The organism is Ureaplasma diversum (assembly GCF_000941095.1).
Taxonomy (GTDB): Bacteria; Bacillota_I; Bacilli_A; order Mycoplasmatales; family Mycoplasmoidaceae; genus Ureaplasma; species Ureaplasma diversum.
This window is the reverse complement of the sequence record NZ_CP009770.1, coordinates 410,118-434,412: the sequence shown is the minus strand read 5'-3', so window position 1 is coordinate 434,412 and position 24,295 is coordinate 410,118. Positions and strand designations below refer to the sequence as shown.

General features: G+C 28.3%; 23 protein-coding genes. 8 read left to right on the top strand and 15 right to left on the bottom strand.

All coding sequences use genetic code 4. The annotated features are described in order from the left end of the window. Positions 1-4 precede the first annotated feature (4 nt). The 7 genes from JM47_RS01765 to JM47_RS01735 form a co-directional block, all read right to left on the bottom strand. A complete protein-coding gene (locus JM47_RS01765) occupies positions 5-1,522 on the bottom strand; it encodes a BMP family ABC transporter substrate-binding protein (protein WP_208895245.1) in 1,518 nt (505 codons plus the stop codon). Positions 1,523-1,610: 88 nt separating this feature from the next. Beyond that, positions 1,611-2,651: a recombinase RecA gene (recA, locus tag JM47_RS01760; protein WP_208895244.1), complete on the bottom strand. Its 1,041-nt coding sequence runs from the start codon at positions 2,649-2,651 to the stop codon at positions 1,611-1,613. 41 nt (positions 2,652-2,692) lie between these two features. After that, positions 2,693-3,166: a CinA family protein gene (locus JM47_RS01755; RefSeq protein ID WP_208895243.1), complete on the bottom strand. Its 474-nt coding sequence runs from the start codon at positions 3,164-3,166 to the stop codon at positions 2,693-2,695. Positions 3,167-3,220: 54 nt separating this feature from the next. Next, positions 3,221-5,773: a DNA topoisomerase (ATP-hydrolyzing) subunit A gene (gene gyrA / locus JM47_RS01750; RefSeq protein WP_208895242.1), complete on the bottom strand. Its 2,553-nt coding sequence runs from the start codon at positions 5,771-5,773 to the stop codon at positions 3,221-3,223. 14 nt (positions 5,774-5,787) lie between these two features. Then, positions 5,788-7,734, bottom strand: coding sequence for a DNA topoisomerase (ATP-hydrolyzing) subunit B (gene gyrB, locus JM47_RS01745; protein ID WP_208895241.1), 1,947 nt, complete (start codon positions 7,732-7,734; stop codon positions 5,788-5,790). A 5-nt stretch (positions 7,735-7,739) separates the two neighbouring features. After that, positions 7,740-7,970: a S4 domain-containing protein YaaA gene (gene yaaA / locus JM47_RS01740; protein WP_244870389.1), complete on the bottom strand. Its 231-nt coding sequence runs from the start codon at positions 7,968-7,970 to the stop codon at positions 7,740-7,742. 181 nt (positions 7,971-8,151) lie between these two features. Continuing rightward, on the bottom strand, positions 8,152-9,300 hold the full coding sequence (locus JM47_RS01735) for a beta clamp domain-containing protein (protein WP_038103493.1): 1,149 nt from the start codon (positions 9,298-9,300) through the stop codon (positions 8,152-8,154). Positions 9,301-9,539: 239 nt separating this feature from the next. On the opposite strand from JM47_RS01735, the gene pth reads away from it, so the two are divergent. From pth to JM47_RS01700, 7 genes are all read left to right on the top strand, one after another. Beyond that, a complete protein-coding gene (gene pth / locus JM47_RS01730; protein WP_208895240.1) occupies positions 9,540-10,103 on the top strand; it encodes an aminoacyl-tRNA hydrolase in 564 nt (187 codons plus the stop codon). Then, complete coding sequence (gene tilS / locus JM47_RS01725) at positions 10,075-11,037, top strand: tRNA lysidine(34) synthetase TilS (RefSeq protein ID WP_208895239.1); 963 nt, start codon at positions 10,075-10,077, stop codon at positions 11,035-11,037. The genes pth and tilS overlap by 29 nt, the downstream gene beginning before the upstream one ends. A gap of 90 nt (positions 11,038-11,127) precedes the next feature. After that, entirely contained in the window at positions 11,128-12,054 is a 927-nt protein-coding gene (gene hprK, locus JM47_RS01720) for an HPr(Ser) kinase/phosphatase (RefSeq protein WP_038102088.1), read from the top strand. Position 12,055: 1 nt separating this feature from the next. Further along, positions 12,056-13,087 carry a prolipoprotein diacylglyceryl transferase gene (lgt, locus tag JM47_RS01715; RefSeq protein ID WP_208895238.1) on the top strand — a complete coding sequence of 344 codons (1,032 nt, stop codon included), beginning with the start codon at positions 12,056-12,058 and terminating at the stop codon, positions 13,085-13,087. Positions 13,088-13,099: 12 nt separating this feature from the next. Further along, complete coding sequence (locus JM47_RS01710; protein ID WP_038102092.1) at positions 13,100-14,044, top strand: NAD(P)/FAD-dependent oxidoreductase; 945 nt, start codon at positions 13,100-13,102, stop codon at positions 14,042-14,044. Then, positions 13,998-14,969, top strand: a complete 972-nt coding sequence (gene whiA, locus JM47_RS01705; RefSeq protein WP_038102095.1) for a DNA-binding protein WhiA — start codon at positions 13,998-14,000, stop codon at positions 14,967-14,969. Before JM47_RS01710 ends, whiA begins: the two co-directional genes overlap by 47 nt. A gap of 98 nt (positions 14,970-15,067) precedes the next feature. Further along, complete coding sequence (locus JM47_RS01700; protein ID WP_208895237.1) at positions 15,068-15,637, top strand: nitroreductase family protein; 570 nt, start codon at positions 15,068-15,070, stop codon at positions 15,635-15,637. A gap of 131 nt (positions 15,638-15,768) precedes the next feature. Here JM47_RS01700 and gpmI read toward each other — a convergent pair whose 3' ends face one another. After that, entirely contained in the window at positions 15,769-17,283 is a 1,515-nt protein-coding gene (gene gpmI / locus JM47_RS01695) for a 2,3-bisphosphoglycerate-independent phosphoglycerate mutase (protein ID WP_208895236.1), read from the bottom strand. Then, complete coding sequence (locus tag JM47_RS01690) at positions 17,283-18,023, bottom strand: triose-phosphate isomerase (RefSeq protein WP_208895235.1); 741 nt, start codon at positions 18,021-18,023, stop codon at positions 17,283-17,285. Before JM47_RS01690 ends, gpmI begins: the two co-directional genes overlap by 1 nt. A 134-nt stretch (positions 18,024-18,157) precedes the next feature. Between JM47_RS01690 and rlmH the strand changes: the two genes are divergently transcribed. Then, positions 18,158-18,637 (top strand): 23S rRNA (pseudouridine(1915)-N(3))-methyltransferase RlmH, encoded by a 480-nt coding sequence (gene rlmH / locus JM47_RS01685; RefSeq protein WP_208895234.1) that lies wholly within the window; start codon positions 18,158-18,160, stop codon positions 18,635-18,637. Between the two features lie 271 nt (positions 18,638-18,908). On the opposite strand, the gene JM47_RS01680 is transcribed toward rlmH, so the two are convergent. From JM47_RS01680 to mnmG, 6 genes are all read right to left on the bottom strand, one after another. Continuing rightward, complete coding sequence (locus tag JM47_RS01680) at positions 18,909-19,091, bottom strand: hypothetical protein (protein WP_208895233.1); 183 nt, start codon at positions 19,089-19,091, stop codon at positions 18,909-18,911. A 22-nt stretch (positions 19,092-19,113) separates the two neighbouring features. Continuing rightward, a complete protein-coding gene (locus JM47_RS01675) occupies positions 19,114-20,391 on the bottom strand; it encodes an ATP-binding protein (protein ID WP_208895232.1) in 1,278 nt (425 codons plus the stop codon). Positions 20,392-20,644: 253 nt separating this feature from the next. Further along, positions 20,645-21,106 carry a SemiSWEET family sugar transporter gene (locus JM47_RS01670; RefSeq protein WP_208895231.1) on the bottom strand — a complete coding sequence of 154 codons (462 nt, stop codon included), beginning with the start codon at positions 21,104-21,106 and terminating at the stop codon, positions 20,645-20,647. Positions 21,107-21,111: 5 nt separating this feature from the next. Beyond that, complete coding sequence (locus JM47_RS01665; RefSeq protein WP_038103213.1) at positions 21,112-21,516, bottom strand: PQ-loop domain-containing transporter; 405 nt, start codon at positions 21,514-21,516, stop codon at positions 21,112-21,114. 18 nt (positions 21,517-21,534) lie between these two features. Continuing rightward, a complete protein-coding gene (gene rsmG / locus JM47_RS01660; RefSeq protein WP_208895230.1) occupies positions 21,535-22,239 on the bottom strand; it encodes a 16S rRNA (guanine(527)-N(7))-methyltransferase RsmG in 705 nt (234 codons plus the stop codon). Continuing rightward, on the bottom strand, positions 22,226-24,082 hold the full coding sequence (mnmG, locus tag JM47_RS01655; RefSeq protein ID WP_208895229.1) for a tRNA uridine-5-carboxymethylaminomethyl(34) synthesis enzyme MnmG: 1,857 nt from the start codon (positions 24,080-24,082) through the stop codon (positions 22,226-22,228). Before mnmG ends, rsmG begins: the two co-directional genes overlap by 14 nt. Positions 24,083-24,295: the final 213 nt, after the last annotated feature.

Below are 24,295 nucleotides of genomic sequence, written 5' to 3'. Positions count from 1 at the left end.
TTAACTATTTTTGGTTTGGTTTAGGAATAGTAATTCCTGCTTGTTCATAGAACTTAACAATTCCATTGAATATTTTTTCATTAAATGCCCCATCAGCTAAAATGTCACCAGGGAACGAAAGAATTTGAGCGACTAAAAGTTTTTTATAGTAGTCCTTTGGATATTTATTTTGATCTGCTTCTTTATCTTTTTGATCAGCTATCTCATATGCTTTTTTAAATGCGTCTGAAGATGCTGTTGATAAATAGAATGATTTAGCTCTTGGGTGTGTTCATTTTTCAGTTTGTGTAGTATTTTGATCTTTACCCACACCTTTACTAGCAACATATTCTAAATTATCGTTAGCCAAGAATTGTTTATAAACATCGTCTTTGTTTAAGAAATAACTAACCGCATCACTATAGTTAACTAGTTGTTGGTTTGTAGCTAAATTTGTTGCAGCAATTAAATATTTATGCCCTGGTTCTGAAATCCCGACAGCTCCTGAGTCGATTCCTGCAGCTGTATGAACACCAAGTTTGTATTCATCTTCTTTTTTAAATTCTGAATTGTTTCCGACAAATGGTTGTGGTTGTTCTGTTGCTTTTTTTAGTGTACGAGCAACGATTGTATCCATATTCTTTACAATTGAAAAATGGATTGGAGCTTCTTTGTTTCCGAATTTAACATTAGTTAAAGGGTCATTTTCTTGTGGAACATCAACACCAACAATCATTATATCTTTTGATGATGAGTTAACTCTTTGTACAGCATCACGTGATTGTCCGCCCCCTGCAACAACTAATAGCACATCAACATCTAAATCAATAAATTCATTAACAACCTTATCGCCCATTCCTACATCAAAACCACCAACAGCTGATGAATTTTGAACAAGTTGTTGTTCTTTTACTTCAACATATTTCTTTGTTGTTTGCGAATTTTCTTGTTTGATATCTTTGTCTTTTAATTTTTCATTAGCTCATTTAACACCAGCACTAAATCCAGCTAAGAATGGAGTTGTTGAACTTAAATTTATTCCAACATAACCACCTCAAGTTAAACCTTTATTATCTTTTAAGAATCTTTCTTGATTAGAGTTAAGTTGATAAGCAGTAGCAATTCCTGCTAAAAATGCAGCTTCTTCAACATTAAAAACCAGTGAACTAACACGAGATAGTTTGTCTTTAATATTGTTTAATTTTGCTTTTGTTTCATCGTTTTCTGCAAATCCAATATCAACTAGAAGTGCGATTGAATCTTTATTGAAAACATTATTTTCAAGTCCTGAAAGTAATGCAGGCGGTTGCATAAATCCACCTAAAACAAAGGCTCTAGTTCCTTCGTTGCTCATTGTTTTATATAAAGAATGAAATGCTTGACTTTCACTAGATGTTGGAACTTTATAATAAGTATTAATGCTATTTACATTAATTAGTGGTTTAGCACAACTTGCAGCTACAATTGACACCACACCTAATGTAGCAACTGTTCCTAAAGCAAATAATATCCCTTTCTTATATTTACTAACACTGTTCTTCATAGAAATACACTCTTTTCGCTTTTGCTTATATACACAACATAAATAAAAATTATATCATATAATCTAAACAAATTGGGACACAAAATGATTAATTATCTAGTGGTTTTTCTTGCTGGTTATTAGTTTGCTCTATGTTATCTGCTTTTGTATTTTCGAGTGCTTTTAAAACTAATTCTTTAATTTCATTAAACATAGTTTCATTAGCTAATAATTGATTTTTGAGTTGTTCTCTTCCTTGTCCTATTTTTTGATTGTTATAAGAGTATCAAGAACCTGCTTTCTTAATAAATCCATAATCAATACCAAAATCAATTATTTCATTATGATAATCAAATCCTTGACCAAAGAAAATATCAACGTGACAACTTTGTAATGGGGGAGCTAATTTGTTTTTAATTGTTGACACTTTTGCTTTAACACCAATTTTATTAACACCCTCTTTAATAACATCAGCTTTTCGCATTTCAATTCTTAATGAAGCATAGAATTTAAGTGCTTTCCCACCAGTTGTATTTTCAGGATTTCCAAAATAAGTATTAATTTTTTCACGGATCTGGTTAATGAAAATAATAGCTGTGTTTGAACGAGAAATTAATGGTTGAATCTTTCTTAAACCTTTTGACATTAACCGAGCATGTGCTCCCATTAATGCTTCATTCATATCTGAATTATATTCAGTTTCGGGAATCATTGCAGCTACTGAATCAATAACAATTAGATTAACACCATTTGTTTTAAGCAAGGTTTCGATCATATCAAATGCCATCTCTCCTGTTGTTGGTTGAGCAACAATTAATTTTGTTGTATCAATCCCAAGATTTTTAGCATAATTCAAATCAAAAGAACCTTCCATATCAATTAATGCAACAGTTCCATTATTCTTTTGACATTCAGCAATCGTTTGTAAACATAATGTTGTTTTACCAGAAGATTCATTTCCATAAACTTCTGTAATTCGTCCAATTGGAATCCCATTAATTCCAGTAATTTTATTGATTTGTAATGACCCTGTTGAAATAACTTTTAGTTGTTCTTCTTCTATTTCATCAGCGATAAAATATGTTTGTTTTGAAAATCTTGTTTCAAGAGCAGCGATTGGATCGATTTTAGTAATTTTAGTTTCTTTCATTTGTTTTTATATCCCTCCAATCACTATATTTGCTAAAGTTTTTATTTTTTTAAAATTTCGATTAAATATTGACTTGCTTCTAGTGCAATTTTAAATCTGTTATAGTCCCGATTAGTACTATCGATTTGATATTCTTTAACTAAAACTACATCCATAATAGCAATTCCAACATAAAATAAACCAACCGGTTTAGATTCATCCCCACTTGGACCAGCATTCCCTGTAATTGAAATACATAAATCACTATTCATTAATAAGTTAGTTTTCTGACACATTTCATAAGCAGCTTGAGCAGATATTGCCCCATGCTCTTCTAATGTTTTTTTACTAACTCCAACTACTTTTTCTTTAATGTTGTTTGTATATGAAACAATACCACCAACAAATACACTAGAAGCTCCAGGAATTTCACCAATTGATGAAGCAAGTGCTCCACATGATGCTGATTCACACACACTTAGTTTTAGTTTTTTCTCTTTTAATAAATCTACTAATTCTTTAGTTACTATATTCATAATTTACTTTCTACTAAAAACAATTGCATTTGCTGCAATTGTTCTTTATTTTATTTATTGGTTATTTTCTTCTAGTTCTGGTTTTTCTGTTTCTTGTTCGTTTTGTTCGTTAGTATCAGCTTCTAATTCATTTAAATCTTTTTTAAAGATCGTAATTGATTTAATTTCTTCTTTATCATCTAAGCTTACTAATTTAACTCCAGAAGTATTACGTCCTGTAATAGAAATTTCATTAATTCGTGTTCTTATGATTTTTCCTGAACTTGTAATAATTAATAATTCATCATCAAGATCAACTACTTTAATTCCAACAAGTGGTCCTGTTTTTGAATTAACTTTAAGTGTAATTACACCCTTGGTACCACGGTTAGTCATTCTGTAGTCTTCACAATCAGATAATTTACCGATTCCTTTTTTACCAACAGCTAAAACATATTTCCCTTGACTAGCAAGTCCAGTTCCTACAACGTACTCTTTATCAGTTAATTTAATACCATTAACCCCATAAGAGTTCCGTCCCATTTCTCGAATTGTTGTTTCATCAAATCTAACTAAATGTCCTGAACTTGAAGAAATGAAGATTTCATCATTTCCATTTGTTGCCATTACAGAGAAGACTTTATCATCTTCAGGAAGATTAATTGCAATCTTACCACCCTTGTAGATTAATTTATAATCATCCATTCTTCCCCGTTTAACTTTACCTTTAACTGTAGTAAACAATAATGATCCTTCATCATAATCATTAATTGGTAAGATTGTTTGAATTAATTCACCTTTTTGAATTGGTAAGAAGTTAATTGCTGGTGTTCCTTTAGTTGTTCTTGAACCAATTGGAATCTGGTGTCCTCTGATTCGATATACTCTACCTAAATCAGAGAAGAATAAAACATCAGTATGGGTGTTAGCAACAATGATTTGATCAATATCATCATCTTCATAAGTGTTAGCACCAATGACTCCAACTCCACCTCTTTTTTGTGCACGATATGTATCAATTGGTAATCGTTTAAAGTAACCACGTTTTGAAACTGTAATTACAATATCTTCTTCAGGAATTAAATCTTCTTCATCAATACTTGAACTTACTCCATGTAAAATTTCAGTTCTTCTTTCATCCCCAAATTTTTCAATTAAATAATCTAAGTATTCACAAACAATATTAGTCTGTCTTTCATAACTATTTAATATATCTTCTAGATCTTCAACAATCTTAATTAATTCAGCATGTTCTTGTTTAAGTTTTTCAATATTTAAACCAGTTAAAGCTTTAAGACGCATTTCTAAAATAGCTTTAGCTTGGATTTCACTTAAATTGAATCGACTCATTAAAGTTTGTGTTGCTAGTTCATCATTTTTTGAAGTCTTAATAATCTTAATAACTTCATCAATGTTATCAACAGCAATAACTAAACCTTCAACAATATGAATTCTTTCTTTAGCTTTTTTAAGATCAAATGTTGTTCGTTTGATTAATACATCAATTTGGTGTTCAAAGTAATATTTAATTAATTCTTTGATATTTAAAACTTGTGGTACACCATTAACTAAAGCTAAGTTATTAACACTAAAGTTTGATTGTAATGATGTCATCTTAAATAGTTTATTTAAAACTACTTCAGGAATAAAATCTCGTTTGATTTCAACAACAATTCTAATTCCATCCCGGCTAGATTCATCTCTTAAGTCACTTATTCCATCTAATTGTTTATTAGTTACTAATTCAACAATTTTTTCAATTAGTGTTGTTTTGTTGATCATGTATGGAATTTCAGTGAAAACAATAGCAACCCGATTGTTTCCAATTTCTTCAAATTCATGACTTGATCGAATTGTTACAGAACCCTTACCAGTTTCAAAATATTTTCTAATTCCTGCAGTCCCATAAATCTGAGCACCAGTTGGGAAATCAGGTCCTGAAATATGTTCAGCTATTTCATCAATTGTAATATCGTGATTATGTGCATAAGCTTTAATTGCATTACATACTTCAACTAAGTTGTGTGGTGGCATATTTGTAGCCATCCCAACAGCAATCCCTGTTGTCCCATTAGTTAATAAGTTAGGGAAACCAGATGGTAAAACACTAGGTTCACTTTCTGAACCATCATAGTTAGGAACAAATTCTACTGTATCTTTATCAATGTATTTTAAAAGTTCAGCTGATATTTTAGATAAACGAGCTTCAGTATAACGCATAGCAGCTGCACTATCACCATCAATTGATCCAAAGTTCCCATGCCCATCAACTAATTGATAACGCATTGAGAAATCTTGTGCCATTCTTACAATTGTTTGATAAACAGCTTGATCACCATGTGGGTGGTACTTACCAATAACATCCCCAACTCATCTTGCTGATTTCTTATATGGTTTATCATGAGTCATTCCATTTTCATAAGCAGCATATAATGCTCTACGGTGAACTGGTTTAAATCCATCACGAACATCAGGTAAAGCACGAGAGACAATAACTGACATTGCATAATCTAAGAAAGATGTTTCAACTTCTTTAGTAATTGAATGATCATTAATTGTTGATAATGATAATTGTTCTTGAATTTCTTCAGTACTTAAACGACTTTTTTTTGATTTTTTAATTGCCATTATTTACACCCTCCCTATGCATCAATATTCTTTACATACTTTGCATTTTTTTCAATAAACTCTTTTCGTGGAAGGACATCATCACCCATTAATAAAGAGAATGTTTTATCAGCAATTGCAGCATCTTCAATAGTTACTTTTAATAAGATTCTATTTTTAGGATCCATTGTAGTTTCTCATAACTGATCAGGGTTCATTTCCCCTAACCCTTTATATCGTTGGATATTATATTTAGCATTACCAACTTCTTGTTTAATAGCTTCTAATTCTTGTTCACTATAAGCATATTTAACATTTCTGTTTCAAGTTACTTTATAAAGCGGTGGTTGAGCAATATAAACATTACCGTTTTGAATTAAAGGTAACATGTGACGATAGAAGAAAGTTAACATTAAGATACGAATATGACTACCATCCACATCAGCATCGGTCATAATAATAATCTTAGAATATCTTAATTTTTCAATATTAAATTCTGGTCCAATTCCTGCTCCTATTGCAGTTACCATATTAAGAATTTCTTCGTTAGCAAAAATCTTATCAATCTTTGCTTTTTCAACATTAATAATTTTCCCTTTTAAAGGTAAAATTGCTTGGTATTCACGTTCTCGTCCTGTTTTAGCAGAACCACCCGCTGAATCCCCTTCGACAATGTAAAGTTCAGTTACAGATGAATCTCGATTTGAACAATCAGCTAATTTTCCTGGTAATGAGTTTGATTCAAATGGTGATTTTCGTCTTGTTGCTTCACGTGCTTCAGTACTTCTTCTTCGAGCTTCTGCAGCTTGCATTACCTTAGCCATGATTAATTTAATTTCATCTGGATTTTCAGCAATAAAACGCTCAAAAATAGAAGATGTAATTTCGTTAACGAACGGTCTTACTTCACTATTACCTAATTTCTTTTTAGTTTGTCCTTCATATTGAGGATTAGGGTGTTTAATTGAAATAATTGCAGTTAATCCTTCGGTTACATCTTCTTTAGTGATTTTCTCATCAGTATCTTTAAGATATTTCTTTTCAAGTGCAAACTTGTTAATTAAACGAACAAGAGCTAATTTAAACCCTTCTTCATGTGTTCCGCCTTCTGTTGTATTAATATTATTACAGAATGAGTGCGTAGAATCGTTGTATGAAATATTGTATTGAAATGCAACTTCGCATTTAATACTATATGTTTCATCATCATGCCCTGGAACTTTAACTTGTTTTTCTTCTTCACCATGAATAATAGCTTCAAATAAAGCTGTTTTTTCAGCATTTAAATCGGCAATATATTCTTTTAAACCACCATTATAACATCATTGTTCTTTACGGTTAGTTTGTTCTGATTCAAAAACAATATTAACCCCTTTATTTAAATAAGCTAATTGTTTTAAACGAGCCATAATTTTTAACTCATCTCAATCAGCTTTTTCCATAATAGTAAAATCAGGGAAAAATTCAATTATTGTTCCTTTTTCTTTTTGATCATTTTCTTTAATTACTTTTAATGAATCAACAGCGTGTCCACCATTTCTAAATTCAATATAGTGAACTTTGTGATCTTTGTTAACTCAAACCTTAAATCAAGAACTTAACGCATTAACAACAGAAGCACCAACCCCGTGTAATCCACCTGAAACTTTATAACTTGAGTTGTCAAATTTTCCCCCAGCGTGTAAAACAGTTAATACTGTTTCTACCCCTGATTTTTTAGTTTTTTCATGTATTTCAACAGGAATACCACGACCATCATCTTCAACTAAGATACTGCCTTCTTTTTTAATAACAACACGAACTGTTGTTGCATATCCACCCATTGCTTCATCGATTGAGTTATCAACGATTTCTCAAATCATGTGGTGCAACCCTTCAGATTGTGTTGTCCCAATATACATTCCTGGACGTTTTCTAACAGCTTCAAGACCTTCAAGAACCTTGATGCTATCAGCAGTATATTTGTTTTCCATATCTGCCATTTTATCTACTCCTGTTCTTGTGAACCACAAATAAGGTATTTAACACCATCAAACTCAACTATTGTTTGATCGTATAACTTTTTATTTCTTCGATTTTCAGACTCATTATTAACTAATACTGAATTATTAGCTAATCACATCTTAGCCTCTCCTCCATTATTAATTAACCCAGTTAATTTTAAAAATTGATTAAGGGTAATATAAGGAGTGTTAATTTCGATTTTTTTAATAATCATTTATTAAGTCTCCAAACCTTATAAATGTATACACAACACTTTAAATTATACCAAATTAGTAAAATTAAAACAAAAGCACCACTAAAATATAGTGCTTAAAATAACAAAAAACGCCCTAAATGCTTGTTTTTTGTCTTCCTTAATCATTTTTGATTGAACAGTGCAATTTTGTTAAAATTTGCTAATTTCTCATTCGAGATAAAACCTGAATAAAATTAGGATCGTTTTCATTCATAAAGATCAACGCTTTTTTAATGTTTTGTTCTTCATTATCAGGGATATAAATTAAAATCTCATTGCTATCTGAATTCTTAAGTACTGATGCTAAGAATTGGGGATTTACCTTAACATCAAAACTAGTATTAGTTAGATTTTCGATTTCAATAAATTCATTTAGATCGCCAACTTCATGGCGACTAAACCTTGTCTCTAATTCATTTCCATTAGATTTGATTTGAATCTTAGGATTACTTTCACTACTTACAATACTCAATCCTCTTTCAATAGCATCATTTAAAAGATTCTTCTTAACCTTAATAATATTAGGATAAGTACTATAATCAAACAACCCTTTAAGGTTAGGATAACTATCATCAATCATTCGAGCATGAATTTGAGCATTATTAACTTTAAACACAAGTGTTCTGTTTAAAAAGAAAAATTCAATTTCTTTATTAGGTTTATCATCGATTAATCTTAAAACATCACCAATGTTTTTCATAAAACCAATTGGAATTATAAAATCAAATTGATCTCCATTGTAATTACTTCTAAGTAAAGCTGCTTTTACTTTATCAGTTCCTATTGCTATTAATTTTCCATTTTCACTTTTAGCATCAATATAAATTCCACTAATTGCACTTACTCTTTCATTAACTCCAGGAGTATGAATATGAGTTAAAATCTTGTTTTGAATATCATTAATAATTTGAACATTTAAAGCTACTTTTAAAAAGCCATCTAAATCAAACACAATATTAGGAAAATTATTAAAATCCATTACATTAATTTGGGTTTTAATTTTTTCAGCATCTACTAATAAAACATTATTATCAATCAATTGTAACTCTAAGCTTTGATCTTTAATTTTAGATGTAATCCCTAATAATACTTTTGCAGGAACTAATACTTTTCCTTCTTTAAGAGCTTCAAACCCATCTTCTATTTCAATAAGTCCACTAACTGATGGGTTTGATGATTTAAAAATAATCTTATTACTTTTAACTTCGATTAAAACACAAGTTAAAGTAGGATTAGTATTATTGTTAGCAATCGTAGCACTAAATCTTAAAGCTTCATTTAATTTCTTTGTATTAATAATAATGTTCATAATCTTTACCTAATAAATTTATATCCTTAATTATATAAGGTTAATAAATTAATATCAATCAGCATAATCAATAAATATATTTAATTAATATTTAATTTGATTTATATTTAATAATAAAAATAATTATAATGTGTGCAAATGTGCAAAACTAATCAAAAACCCTTTAAAATAAATAACATAGTTAAATTATTTGTGTGCAAAACTATGCTAGTTAATTGTTTAAAAAAGGAATATATCTTGTGCAAAAGTTTTTAATAGTAGGATTAGGGAATCCCGGGGCTAATTATGCTAAAAACCGACACAATGTTGGTTTTATGGCAATTGATGAATTATTAAGGCAACTAAACCTTAAATTAGATAACACTAAATTTAAGGGTGATTTTACTAAAACAATAATTGATAATAATATAGTTTATATAGCTAAACCGCAAACCTATATGAATCTAAGCGGAGAATTTGTTAGTAAATTTATTAATTTTTTTGATATCCCTAAAACAAACATTATTGTAATTTATGATGATGTTGATACAAATGTAGGTAAAATTAAACTAAGGTTATCTGGTTCATCAGGTGGACAAAACGGAATCAAAAACATTATTAATTTATTAAGTACACAAGACATTAAAAGAGTTCGCATCGGAATAGGAAGAAATACGCAAATTCCACTTGATCAATATGTTTTATCTAATTTTAAAATTGATGAACTAGTAACTATTAAACCATTATTAATTAATGTTGCTTTTGCATGTATTGAGTTTACTAAAGGAGAAAGCTTTGAAAAAATGATGAACAAATATAACTAATTTATTTAGTTCTAAGAAAGTTGTAGCTGCTGTCTCTGGTGGTCCAGATTCAATGGCAATGCTTGATTTATATAAAAAACACATTAAAGTCGTTTGTCATATCAACTATAACAAACGATCTGATAGTTTTAAAGATAGCGAAGTAGTTAAAGCATTTTGTGATAAGCACAACATTGCTTTAGAAATTTTAAATGTAGATCAATCAGTTTATGAAAAGTACGATCAAATCAAAAACTTTCAAGCACAAGCACGAGCAATTAGATATGACTTCTTTAAAGAAATAGCTATTAAATATAATTTAAAAACTTTATATGTTGCACATAATTTAGATGATTGAGTTGAAACAGCTTATATGCAAAAAGCAAGAAGTTCTAAAGCTTTATATTATGGAATTAGAGATACAACCGTTATCAATCAACTAATCATTAAAAGACCAGTTATTAACTATCGTAAATCAACCTTATTAAGACATTGTCAAACAAACAATATCCCTTTTGTTGTTGATGAAACAAATGAAATGGACATTTATGAACGAAATACAGTTCGTAAAACAATAGCTACTTGAAGTTCACAACAATTTGAAGACTTTTATAAACAAATTAAAAAATATAACAAAGCAAACAAATGATTAGATGAGAATGTACAAATTGCTTGAATTGATTTCTTAAAAGCTAAATTTGATTATAGTTATTTCCATCTACAAAGTGATGCGATCCAGTATCATCTTATTTTTAGAATGCTTAATCATTTTGAAATCAAACGAGTTAGTGAAGCCAAAATCAATGCTATTTTAGACTTCTTAAGAAACAAAAATAGTAACTCTAGAAAATATCGAGTTCAAGAAGATTTCTTTATGACTGTTAATGCTAATAATAAAATTATCATTGATCAGTTTAAGAAAAGTGATGATTTCATCGATGATGAAATTCTTTAATTAATCAAATATCTATTTGATATTTTTATAAAATATATAAGCTTGCTTTATAATAATAGATAAAAGTTGTAAGTAACAGTAAGGTTATAAATGGAAACAAAAAACAAATTGTTTGTAAGTCAAGTTGTTAAGAAATTTGATTTAAAAATTGTTGTTAATGAAGACTATACTGATCGAGAAATTCCATCAACAGGAATCATTCGGGTTGGTTTTGAATTAGCTGGTGAAGTTTTATTTAAAGAAATTTGATCAATTGTTTATTTTGGTTCTAAAGAATCAAACTACCTTAACAATTTTTCAAACTCAATTATTTCTAAGAAATTACGAACAATTTTTGAACTTAATCCACCAATGATCTTATTTGGTAAAAACTTTAAACATACTAATATTATGCTTAAAGTTGCTAAGGAATTTAATATTCCTGTTGTTAAAGTTGATTATAGTTTCTTTGAACTTAACTTTACTATTAACTCTTATATTTCTCAAAAACTTTCTAATCAAACAATGCACCATGGGACTTTGGTTGATATCTTTGGAATTGGAGTAATGTTAGTTGGAGAGAGTGGAGTTGGTAAGTCCGAACTTGCAATTGAACTTGTTAAGAAAGGACACATCTTTGTTGGTGATGATGCAATCAATGTTACTAGAATTGGTGGTAATATATATGGAAGTGCAGAAGAATCAACGAAAGATTTTATTGAAGTAAGAGGTCTTGGTATTATTAACTTCTCTCGTTCTTTTGGAATTGAAAGAATGATTGATTCAACAAGAATCGAGATCATAATTGAGTTGATTAAACCACAAAAAGAAGAAAAAATTATTTTTGAACGATTTGGAAAAGATTTAAATTATAAACAGTTTGCTGGTGCTTATGTTGTTCACTATAAGATTCCAGTTATTGAAGGACGAAGTATTGCTGATATTATTGAAACAGCAGTAACTGATTATAAATTAAAGATGTCGGGTTATAATTCAGCACAAGCATTTATTGAACAATTATCAAGGAAAGGAAAATAGGATGGATTTTATTACAACCGTTGGAGCCCAAGGTAGTTTAAATAACTTTGTTCATGCCCATCGTGAAGCCTTTAATATTGGTGGTAACTTCCCTGTTTACTGATATGGAATCATCTTCATGTGTGGTTTTGGGATTGCAGTTTTAGCTTATTGTTTAAGACTTAAGTTCTATTACAAAGTTAGTTGAGAACCAGCTTTTTATTATTTATTTTTATGTGTACCAGTAACAATTTTATGTGCACGGCTATGGTCATTAGCAATTGGAGATGCTCAAAATTTCTTTGATTTTAGATCTGGTGGATTAGCGATTCAAGGTGGGGTAATTGGTGGTGTAATAGCTGCTGCTATTTTCTTCCCACTAATTCTTAAAAAACCAGCTTATCATGTAGCTGATGTTGATGTAGATGGAAATAAAGTGATCCGTCAAGTAAGTATGTGAGTTTATGCGGATGCAATTATTCCAACAATCTTAATTGGTCAAGCTTTAGGTAGATGAGGAAACTTTATTAACGGTGAAATCTTTGGTGCTGAAGCAACTCCTGAATCACTTAATTGATTAAAGAATGCAATGCCTGCAGTTTTTGAAGGGATGAAACACTATTTAACTGATCTACTTCAACCAGGTTCAATTATTGACCCAAACACCCCTTATTTAATTTATCAACCATTATTCTTATATGAATCATTCTTTAACATTATTGTTTTCTTATTCATTTATTTAGTTGTACCATTGATTAAACAAATCAGAATTGGTGTTGTTGCTTCTTCTTATTTTATGTTCTATGGAATTATTCGGTTTGTAACTGAAAGTGCAAGAGCTAGTCAATTTACATTTGCTGGAACTTATGTTATTAACTCATTATTATTAGTCTTTGGTTTATTAGGAATAATCTTGATTCAATTTGTTGTCCCTAGATTTAGAAACCGATTTATTCTTGATTCAATTTTTGCATTTATGCTTCCTAAGAGTTGACGTAAAAAACTAACTGATATTCGTCAACCTAATGAATTCTTATTTTACTGCCACCGTTAGGATTTAAGTGATATGGATCAAAATAAAGTTTATGATATTGTAATCATAGGAGCAGGACCAGCTGGTTTAACAGCTGGTATTTATGCTAAAAGAGCTAATTTAGATGTTGCTGTTATTGAAAAACAATACCCAGGGGGTAAAGTAGCTACAACAGCTACAGTTGAAAACTATCCTGGTTTTGAGCAAATTGATGGTTATCAGCTTGCTTATAATATGTATGATCAATTGGTTAAACTAAATGCTACTTTTATTTTTGATGAAGCAATTGAAATCAAGATTAATAACAATTACAAAGAAGTTGTTTTAAAAAACCAAACTCTAATAGCCAAAACAGTAATTATTGCCACAGGAACAAAAAACAAAAAACTTAATATTCCTAATGAAATTGAGTTCGAACAAAAAGGGATTAGTTATTGTGCTATCTGTGATGGGGTTTTATTTAAAGATCAAGATGTATCTGTAATCGGAGCTGGAAACTCAGCTGTTGAAGAAGCTATCTATTTAGCTGGAATTTGTAATAAAGTTTATTTAATTTCAAATAAACCACATTTTGTTGCTGAAGAATATTCAATTCAACTAATGCAAAAAACTCCAAACATTATTCCTTTAATGAACAAACAAACTCTATCATTCTTTGGTAATGATAGTTTAGAGGGTTTAGAGTACGAAGACAAAGAAACTAAAGTTAAAGAAAAGATCTATGTTAAAGGTAATTTTACTTTTATTGGTCTTTTACCAAGTGGAATCAAATTACCAAACAACTTAGTTTATGATCCTAAAACAGGTTTTATTAATACTGATGAACATATGTCTACTCAAATTGTAGGTATATATGCAGCTGGTGATATTGTTAACAAAAACATTCGTCAAATATCAACAGCAGTTAATGATGGAACAATAGCAGCACTTCATGCAAAAGAATTTATTACAAGAAATAGTTGAGAGCCAACAAAATAACCAACTAACATTTAGTGAGTTTGTAAAAGAAGACTTATACACTAATGATCATTATTCAATTAGTGACTATAAGGTTATTTTGTATTCTTTTTTAAAGAATAATTTAACAATCTCGCTCGGTAATCCAACCAAATGGATTATTAAATCTCAAAATGGATACATTATTGATTTTATTATTAGTGCACTTAGCGCTTTTAATAACATTAATATAGAATATGAATTTATTATTGAACCTGATAAATTAGCTACTAATAAAAATAACTATATTTTAGAAATTTATAATGGTTTAGATAAACTAGAACATTTAATTAAGATCTATGATCAAGTTAACGAACAAAACTTTCAACAAGAAAAGTATTGTTCTAATTTCTTAATAGGGGCAATGTTATCGGGAGGATCAATTGCCCATCCACAAGAAAACTATCATTTAGAGTTAAGATGTGATAGTGTTAACTATGCTTATTTATTAAAAAAAGCTTTAGCTAGGTTTGGTTTAGAATATAAATCAATTCACAGACACAGTAAAGAAATTATTTATTTTAAAAGATCAGAAATGATCTCTGATTTTCTAAAAGCAATTAAAGCTAGTAATTCTTTTTTTATGTTTGAAGAAATAAGAATTGCTAAAGATTTTAGTAATCAGATTCAACGCTTAAATAACTTAGATGTACAAAATATTGATAAGTCTTCAAAAGCTGGTGTTTTAGCTAAACAAATGATAACTAAAATCAAAGCAAAACACCCACTATATCAAAAACAAAACTACTCATTTTTAACATATTGTGAAGTGCGAATTAATAATCCAGAACTATCTTTAGTTGAAATTGCTAACTTAATGGAATCTGATTATAATATCCAAATTACAAAAAGTGGTCTTAATCACATTAACAACAAAATTAAAAAAATGTATCAAGAACTAGAATAAGTCTTTATTTGATTATTTTTGAACCTTTTTAAAAGACTAATTATTCCTTTTAATTTATAATTTAATTAATATGAAAATATTAATTTTAAGGAAATAACATGGACATTATTAAATCTTTATCAAAAAGAAGATCATATTACAATATCAACAAAAATTTAGAAGTATCTAAAGAAACAATTGTTCAAAAAATTAAAGAAGTAACAGAATTAATTCCAGATGCTTTTAATAGTAAAAGCACTCGTGTAATTGTTGCTTTTGATGAAAAGCACGAACAAATTTGAGACGAAATATACAATGCTTATGAAGGCAAAGTAGCTATTGAAAAAATCAATATGTTCAAAGCTGGAGCTGGAACTATCTTATTTTATTATGACAACAATGTAATTAAACAAATGCAAGATGCATTTGGAGCTTATGCTGATAATTTCCCAGTTTGAGCTAATCAAACTAATGGAGCTTTACAAATTGCAATTTGAACAGTATTAAGAGAATTAAACATTGGTGCTTCACTTCAACACTACAATCCAGTAATTGATAAAAGATTACAAAAATTATTAGATTTACCAGAAGACTATGTATTATTAGCTCAAATGCCTTTTGGTGGTATTGAATCAGAATTAGAACCAAAAGAAAAAGATTCTGTTGACCGAGTTAAAGTTGTTCAATAATTTAAATAAATAAGTTTTTATAAAACTAAAGTAATTAATTAGTATTAATTAAAAAAGTAGGTTTTGGTGTTTATAGCACTTCAACCTACATTTTTTAATGTGTTTTTATTGCTGATCTCAAAACAAGCAATCTATTTATGGAAACAAACTTCGATCAAACTATCCTCAGTCATTTCAACTGGTTTTAATAAACCTAAATAATCTAAAAGAGTTGGTGCTACATTAGCTATTGATCCATTAATAATTTCTTTAAATCTAACACTTTTATCAGTAATAATAAATGGTACTTGGTTTAAGCTATGAGTAGTTAATGGTTGGTTTTGATCATCAAGCATTAAATCAGCATTACCATGATCTGCTGTTATAAATAACACTCCATTATTTTCTTTAAAATAATCATAAAGTTTCTTTATTTCATCATCTAAAGATTTAACACTTTGAATCGTTGCTTTTAAATTACCAGTATGTCCAACCATATCTGCATTTGCATAATTAACTACAAAAACATCAAACTGATCATAATGATCAATAATTGTTTGAGTAATTAAATTAGCTGACATACTTGGTTTTAAGTCATAAGTAGCTACTTTAGCTGATGGAACTAAAAATTGTTTTTTAGATGGATAATAAACATAATTTCCCCCATCAAAAAAGAAAGAAACATGAGCATATTTTTCGGTTTCAGCAACTCTTGCTTGCTTAATATTATTAGCTCTTAAAACATCACCTAAACTATTTTTAATTTCTTTTTTATTAACTAATACATTAGAGTTAACTTTTGGGATTTGTGTAATTGTTGTTAGTTCAATTTGATCAATATTAAATGGATTTATATATTGATAATTTTGTTGATTTTTAATTAGATGTGTTAATTGCATTATTCGATCAGCACGATAGTTAACTAATAAGACACAATCATTAGGTTTTAGTGCATATTGATCATTTGATAATAAACTAAAAGGTTTAATAAACTCATCACTAATTTCTTGTTCTTTAAACTCATTAAAAATATCTTTTAGTTGTTTGTTAACTAAATTATTTTCTAATGTAAACATCTCATTAAAAGCTAACTGGGTTCGATCTCATCTTTGATCTCGATCCATTGCATAATAACGACCAGAAATTGATTTTAAATAAACATTATCATGTTGATTAATTAATACTTCTAATTGATCAATATAATTAATGAAATCATATTGATAACTATCTCTACCATCAACTATTAAATGAACAATAATAGTTTTATTAATATCTTTAGCTAATTGATTAATTAAATAGTTGATGTGTTCATAATTACTATGAACTAATCCTTTTGAATACATTCCAACTAAATGGATTCTATTACTATTTATTGACTTAAGTTTAGTTATTAATTCATTATTTTGTATTGATTCATTAATTAACTGGTTTGGACTAGTTAATAATCTTCCTGATCCGATTAAAAGGTGACCAGTTTCACTGTTTCCAAACTGGTTATCAGCTAATCCAACATGCTTTCCTGAAGCATGAAGAAATATAGTTGTATAATCTTTCATTAGTTGATTGATACAACTTGGATTAGCTAAATAAATAGCATCAGTACTATCTTTTTTACCTATTCCATAACCATCTAAAATGACTAAAGCTACTTTCTTTTTTAGATTCATTATTGTTGATCATCCTTATCTTTTAAATTGGTCATTATTTTTATCATTTGATTTAAATTATTAACATCTAATGAAGCATTACCAACTAAAACACCGTCAATACATTTAATAGATAATATATCTTCTAGATTAGATACATTAACAGACCCCCCATATAAAACAGGAATGTTTAAATTTGTACAATTATATAAATAAGTTTTAATAACTTGAGTAACTTTATTAATGTGTTCTAAACTAGCTGCTTCTTTACCAATAGCAAAAATTGGTTCATAAGCAACAATTAAGTTTTTAAGATTCTTATAATTAACAACATTAACTAATTGATCAATAATAAAAGAAATTGATTTTTTTTCTTCATAAACAAAATCATCTTCGCCAATACATAAAACAACATTTAAATTATTAGCTAAAGCTGTTTTTGTTTTGTGGTCTACAAGAGCTTGGGGTTGATAGAATCGAAGTTCTGAATGACCTATTAAGGTTGAATTGATACCAATATCAAGTATTTGACTATAACTAATTTGACCAGTGTAAGCCCCGCTTCGTTCTGAAAAAACATCCTGAGCCATTAGCTCAACTTGTTTTTGTTTAGCTTGATCATTGAATCGATCTAAATATAAATCACCAATAGCTAATTTTATTGTTAACTTATCAGCATCAAATTGATCTATTTGATAAAAGTATTGATTTAACATTTGCTGGTTAGCATTCATTTTAAAATTAGCTAATAAATATTTCATGATTTCATTTCCTTTAATATTAATATTTTAATTTTACAATAAAGCTTTAAATCCTTAAACTAGATTAATGCTAATAATGTAGAATTAGAATTATTGATTATTAAAGTCTTAAAAATTAAGTTAATATAGAAATTATGAAAATAAAAATTATTTCAGTTGGAAAGATCAAAAACAAACATTTAAATTGTGTTATTAATGATTATATACAACGAATTAACAAGTTTACTAAAGTTAGTTGTATAGAAGTTGATGATGAACCTGAAAGTGCTCAATTAAGTGTTGAAAACATTAACCAAATAAAAGCTAAAGAAGCTAGTAGAATCATCAAATATATTGAACCAAAGGATTATGTTGTTGCACTAGTTATTGAAGGAAAAATGATAAATAGTGTTCAATTAAGTGAAATGATTACTAAATTACAAAATCAAGCAATTAGTTCAATTGCTTTTGTAATTGGCGGATCTAATGGGTTATGTCAAAGTGTTTATCAACGAGCTAATTTTTTATTATCTTTCTCACCAATGACGTTTGCTCACAATATAGCTAAATTATTATTGAGTGAACAAATTTATAGAGCCTTTAGTATTATCAACAATACTAAATATCATAAGTAAAAATATTATTAATTATTTAAGGTGTATTTTCTGTTTTTATTAGCACCAATTGGTGCTAATAAATTTTCTTCAACCAGTTCTGATAACATGAAACGGACTCTAGAATGCTTAAGGTTTAGAATGGTTTCGATTTCTTTTGAAACAAATTCTTTATTTTTCTTAGCAAAATCTAAAATAATATCTTTTTGTCTATCTTTTAAATATAGTGGTTTATCGCCATTCTTTTGATTTATCGCCGCTTTTTTAGTATTATCAGTATCACTTATCGCCGTTAATTTATCACCACTAATTTATTATTTTTAGGAGTTTTATCGCCACTTTCACTATTTATAGATGTTAATTTATCGCCACTCTTCTGATTTATCGCCGTTATTTTATTGCTTTTATCAGTTTTATCGCCACTCTTCTGATTTATCGCCGTTAATTTATCGCCGTTCTTCTGATTTATTGCCACTAATTTATTATTTTTAGGAGTTTTATCGCCACTCTTCTGATTTATCGCCGTTCTTCTGATTTATCGCCGCTGTTTTATCGCCAATATCATCATTTATCGCCATTCTTTTGGTATTATCAGCATCATTTATCGCCACTCTTTTATTATTTTCATAATTAAGATTTTTTAATATTATATAGAATGAACTATCACTAGATTTAAACTCAGGCTCTAATTCATTTCTATAATTTATTTGAGCAACATAACTATCTAATATTTTCTTTAGACCACTACCTCTTCTTTCCATTAAATTCATACGATTAAAAACATCGGCAATGATAGGGTTTCTTCTTTTTGATGCAACATCATATACATTTGTATTTTGAATGATACTACCATCAACCATCCCGCCAGGTGAATAAATTTCTAAACGGTCATCATACATATCAATATGAATTTCTGAACCAATTTCACTATAATCTCGGTGAATCAAAGCGTTTGTTAATGCTTCTCTTACTGCTAATTCAGGGTAGTCTGGATACTCAATTCTTTGATGGTTAGCTTTTCTTCACATTTTAACTGAATTACTGTTGATAAAGTCTTCGCCTTTTTCAAGCAAATATAATAAATTTCCTTGATATTCTTTATCATCATATGCTTCTAATTTATTGTTTAATTTATTCAATCCTTTTCAACGAGTTGCAAAAATTCTAGATTGATAAACTAATTGCCCATCTGCAAATAATGCTCCAGCATTAGTAAGATTATTATTTTTATCAACTAATAAAAATGAAGTAAAATCAACCTCTTCTAATTCTTTTCTTGTTTTTTGATAATAAACAGTTTTTAAAAGTCCAAAAGAAACATCATTAAAATTTATGTTTGTAGATAAATTATCAAAGGTTTTATTTAAACCTTTTAATATAAGAGCTTTATATTGGCTATTGGTTGCAACAACGCTTTCATTTCCTTTTCGTACATAAACTATTTTGTTTTTTGAATCACTAAAATAATAAGGAGTTTCATTTCCTGAATAAACAGTTAGGACAATAAATTCTTTACTTGATTCAGAGTGAATTGTTAATTCACATAATGGTAAAGGTTCTAATTTGGTTTTGATAAATTCACTAATAGATTCTGCATCTTTTTTGGCATTAGTTAAGCCAACACATTTATCATTGTCATTGATACCAAAAATAATTTTCCCACCTCTAGTATTAGAAAAAGCAACCACTGTTTTTAATCAATCTAGATTATCTTTTTCTAGTTTCAATAGTTTTTCATGGTTTGTTGATTTATTTAAATATTCAATCAAATTCATTTTTAGATCCTTTTAGAAATAGTTAAGAACAAATAGGAATTAATAATATTTTAGCAACATAAAATCAATAGCAGATTAACAAAACGGTGTTGCTATTTTCTTTACTTTTTAAAGTTAACCACAACAAGTAAAGAAATCAGATTTAGTTAAAAAACAACCCATTACTTTTTTATACTTAAGTGGGAAACAACTCCTAAACCCACCTTATTCCAACCCATCACAAACAAACAAAAAGCTAGAAGAAATTTCTCTTCTAGCTTTGCCTTTTCTTATGTTCTTTTATAAAATGATAATGATCAATTCATTGAGCTTCAGACATATTATTATCCTTAGCTTTCTTTAAGTTATATATCTTAAAGATCAATATAATTCCATTTAAAAATAAATTAATACCATGGCATATTAATAATGGTAAACTGGATGCATAAAGTGCTATTCCATAATCTTCTAATAAAACATATCTAACTATTAATAAAACAGCTGATAAAGAAAATAAGAAACGAGCACAGAACACCAAACTAAACATTGATGTACTTAATGATGTAGTGTTACGAGTTTTAATTGTATAAATTGTTTGTGGTAAAAAAGCAGCAAGTAATAATACACTTGATACTAAACCAAAACTAATAATGATAATTAGATTAGTGTTGTTAGTATTAGTTTGATTAATTGTTTCATTAAACAAAGAAGAGATAATATTTAAATTATTGTTCATATTTTTTATTTATTACCTTCATTTTGTTTAGTTTGTTGATTTAGAAATGGGGCAACCATTTGTTCATAATAAGCTTTTTCACTTAATTGGTGTTTCTTTGCTTTATTGTAATTAATAATTTTATAAACTAGCATTACTACACTTAATAATGAAGCGATGAAATTAGAAATCATAATTGCTAAACCGTTTTGGATACCAACAATAATAGTTGGTGATAAACCAATTTGTAAAGCTCCATAAACACCAAATAAAAAACAAGCAACACTTACTAAAATTAAAAAACTGAAAGACAAGCCATCAGTTCTTTTTGATTGAAATACTTTATAGGTTTGAAAACTATAAGCTACAGTTAAGCAAATACATCCAACAACACCAACTACTGTAATAATATAGGACAATTCTGTTAGCATAAACACCTACTTTTAAATTTATAAAGGTTTTTTAGAGATTAAACTTCAAGAACGAGGATAAGCTAGATCAGTTACTTTTTGTTTTTGATATATCACAACTTTATGTGTATGATTTGTTACTTTGTATTCTAATAAATTAACTTGTTCTAATCCAAGAATATTAATAGTATTAGTAGCTATTTGTTGTTCACTTTCTAAATTTAATCCTTTAGGTTGAACTAAATAACCACCAACTTTAACAAAAGGGCTTGAGATTTCTAAAATTTTATATAAACTAGCAACAGCACGTGAAGTAGCTATATCAAAACTTTCTCGCATCTTTGAACTTAACTCTTCAGCTCTCATATTCCATACTTCTATGTCTGATAAATTAAGAGCATTGATTACAATGTTTAAGAATGAACACTTTTTAGAATTTGCTTCTAATAAAACAACTTTTAAAGATGGAAAAACAATCTTTAAAAGAATTCCAGGAATCCCAGATCCAGTTCCAATATCAATTAAAGATAATTGTTGATTTTTTCAATTAAGATCTTTATAAGGAATTAATGAATCTAAAATAAATTGTTCATAAATTAAACTATCATCATCTAATCTTGTTAAGTTAAATTGTTGATTATATTCTTGAACTAAATTCTTATATTGTTCAATTAAATTGATCATATTTTCATCAACAAAAGAAAAGTGTTTTTTAAGTTCAATAACAAAATTAGTTTTGTTCATTCTTAATTCTTTCTATATAGTATTTAATCATTACAATATCAGTTAAATTAACTCCACTGATTCGACTTGCTTGATCTAAATCTAATGGTTTAATTTTATTTAGTTTTTCTCTTGTTTCATATGATATGTTAGGGATAGTATGATAATCTTCTATATCAACTAAACTAATCTTATTTAGTTTCTTTAGTTGTTTTAGATTTTCTTCTTGGTTTTTTATATATCCTTCAAATTTAACTTGAATTTGAATCTTACTAATTAGTTGATCGTCTAAAGTTAATGGAATTGGATAAAAAGGAAGTAAATCATTTAATTTTATTTCTGGTCGTTTTAGATAATCAATTAAATAAGTATTAGTTTTAGATGTAGTAAATTTAAGTTGATCTACTTGACCAACTGTTGTGGTTTTTAATCATTCTAAAACTTGGTTGATGATTTGTTTTTTGTTTAAATAATCATCATATACTTCTTGTTTAACTAAACCAATTTCATAACCTATTTTAATTAATCGATCATCAGCATTATCATTTCTTAAGCTTAATCTATGTTCTGCTCTACTTGTTAATAATCGATATGGTTCATTAACACCTTTAGTTACTATATCATCAATCATGACTCCAATATAAGCTTCATCACGACCTAAAACAACAGGAGCTTTATTATGGATTTTTTGGTGAGCATTAATAGCAGCCATTAATCCTTGAGCTGCAGCTTCCTCATAACCTGAAGTTCCATTAATTTGACCAGCAAAAAATAAATTATTAATTAGTTTAGCTTCAAGGGTTGGATAAAGTTGTGTTGGGTCAATTGCATCATATTCAATAGCATAAGCATATTTTAAAATTTTGGAATTTTCTAAACCTGGTAAAGTTCTTATCATTTTTTCTTGGACTTCAACTGGCATTGAAGTACTAAAACCACCTAAATAAATTGAATCTAAATTATAAGATTCTGGTTCAACAAAGATTTGATGTCTTTCTTTTTCAGCAAACTTAACAATTTTATCTTCAATAGAAGGACAATATCTTGGTCCAATACTTTTAATAGAACCACCATACATAGCTGATTCATTTAGATTATTAGCAATGATTTGATGTGTATCTGGTTGAGTATGAATAATATAACAAGGTAATTGATCTTCAAAAGGTTTATAAGTTGGTTGATAGTGAGAAAATGCAATATTTTCATTTGTGCCAGGTTCATAAGCCATAACAGAATAATCAATACTATCTTTATGGATTCTAGGAGGTGTACCTGTTTTTAATCTAATTAAACTAAAACCAAGCTTAATTAGATCTTTAGATAAGAATTTAGCATTTTTATTACCATCTGCTCCCTCATCTACTTGTACTTTTCCACGATGTGTAATTGATTGAAGATAAGTACCTGCAGTAATAATAACTACTTTTGCATATAAACAAGTATTATCAGCCAATTTAATTCCTTTAATAGTTTTATCTTCAACTATTAATTCAACTACTTCACCAATTACTAGACTTAAATTAGGTTGTTGTTTGATTTGTGTTTTAAATCATTCTTGGTAAGCTAATTTATCAATTTGAGCTCTAATTGCTCAAACCCCTGGACCTTTTGATGAGTTAAGAATTTTCATTTGCATTGTTGTAGCATCAGCTGCTTTTCCCTGAATCCCACCTAATGCATCAATTTCTCTTGTTACTATTCCTTTAGCAGGACCACCAATTGATGGATTACAAGGCATTAATCCAATCCCTTTTTCATCTAGGGTTACTAAACAAGTGTTGTTGTTTAAATTAGAAGCAGCAAAAGCGGCTTCTAAACCAGCATGACCAGCCCCAATGACTATTACATCATATCTCTTTTCCAAGATAAACACCAACCTAACTATAAATATTAATTATATCAATATTAAGATAAACAAGCAAAAACAAAAGAGACATTATTTTATTAATAATAAGATTTTTAAAGTACTGATTTAAGGTTTATTTAAAAGAGCATGAAATAAGATAAAAATTTAAATCTAATATAAATAAACAAAGGGTTTATATCTCTGTTTATTTTGTTATAAAAATATGTTTTT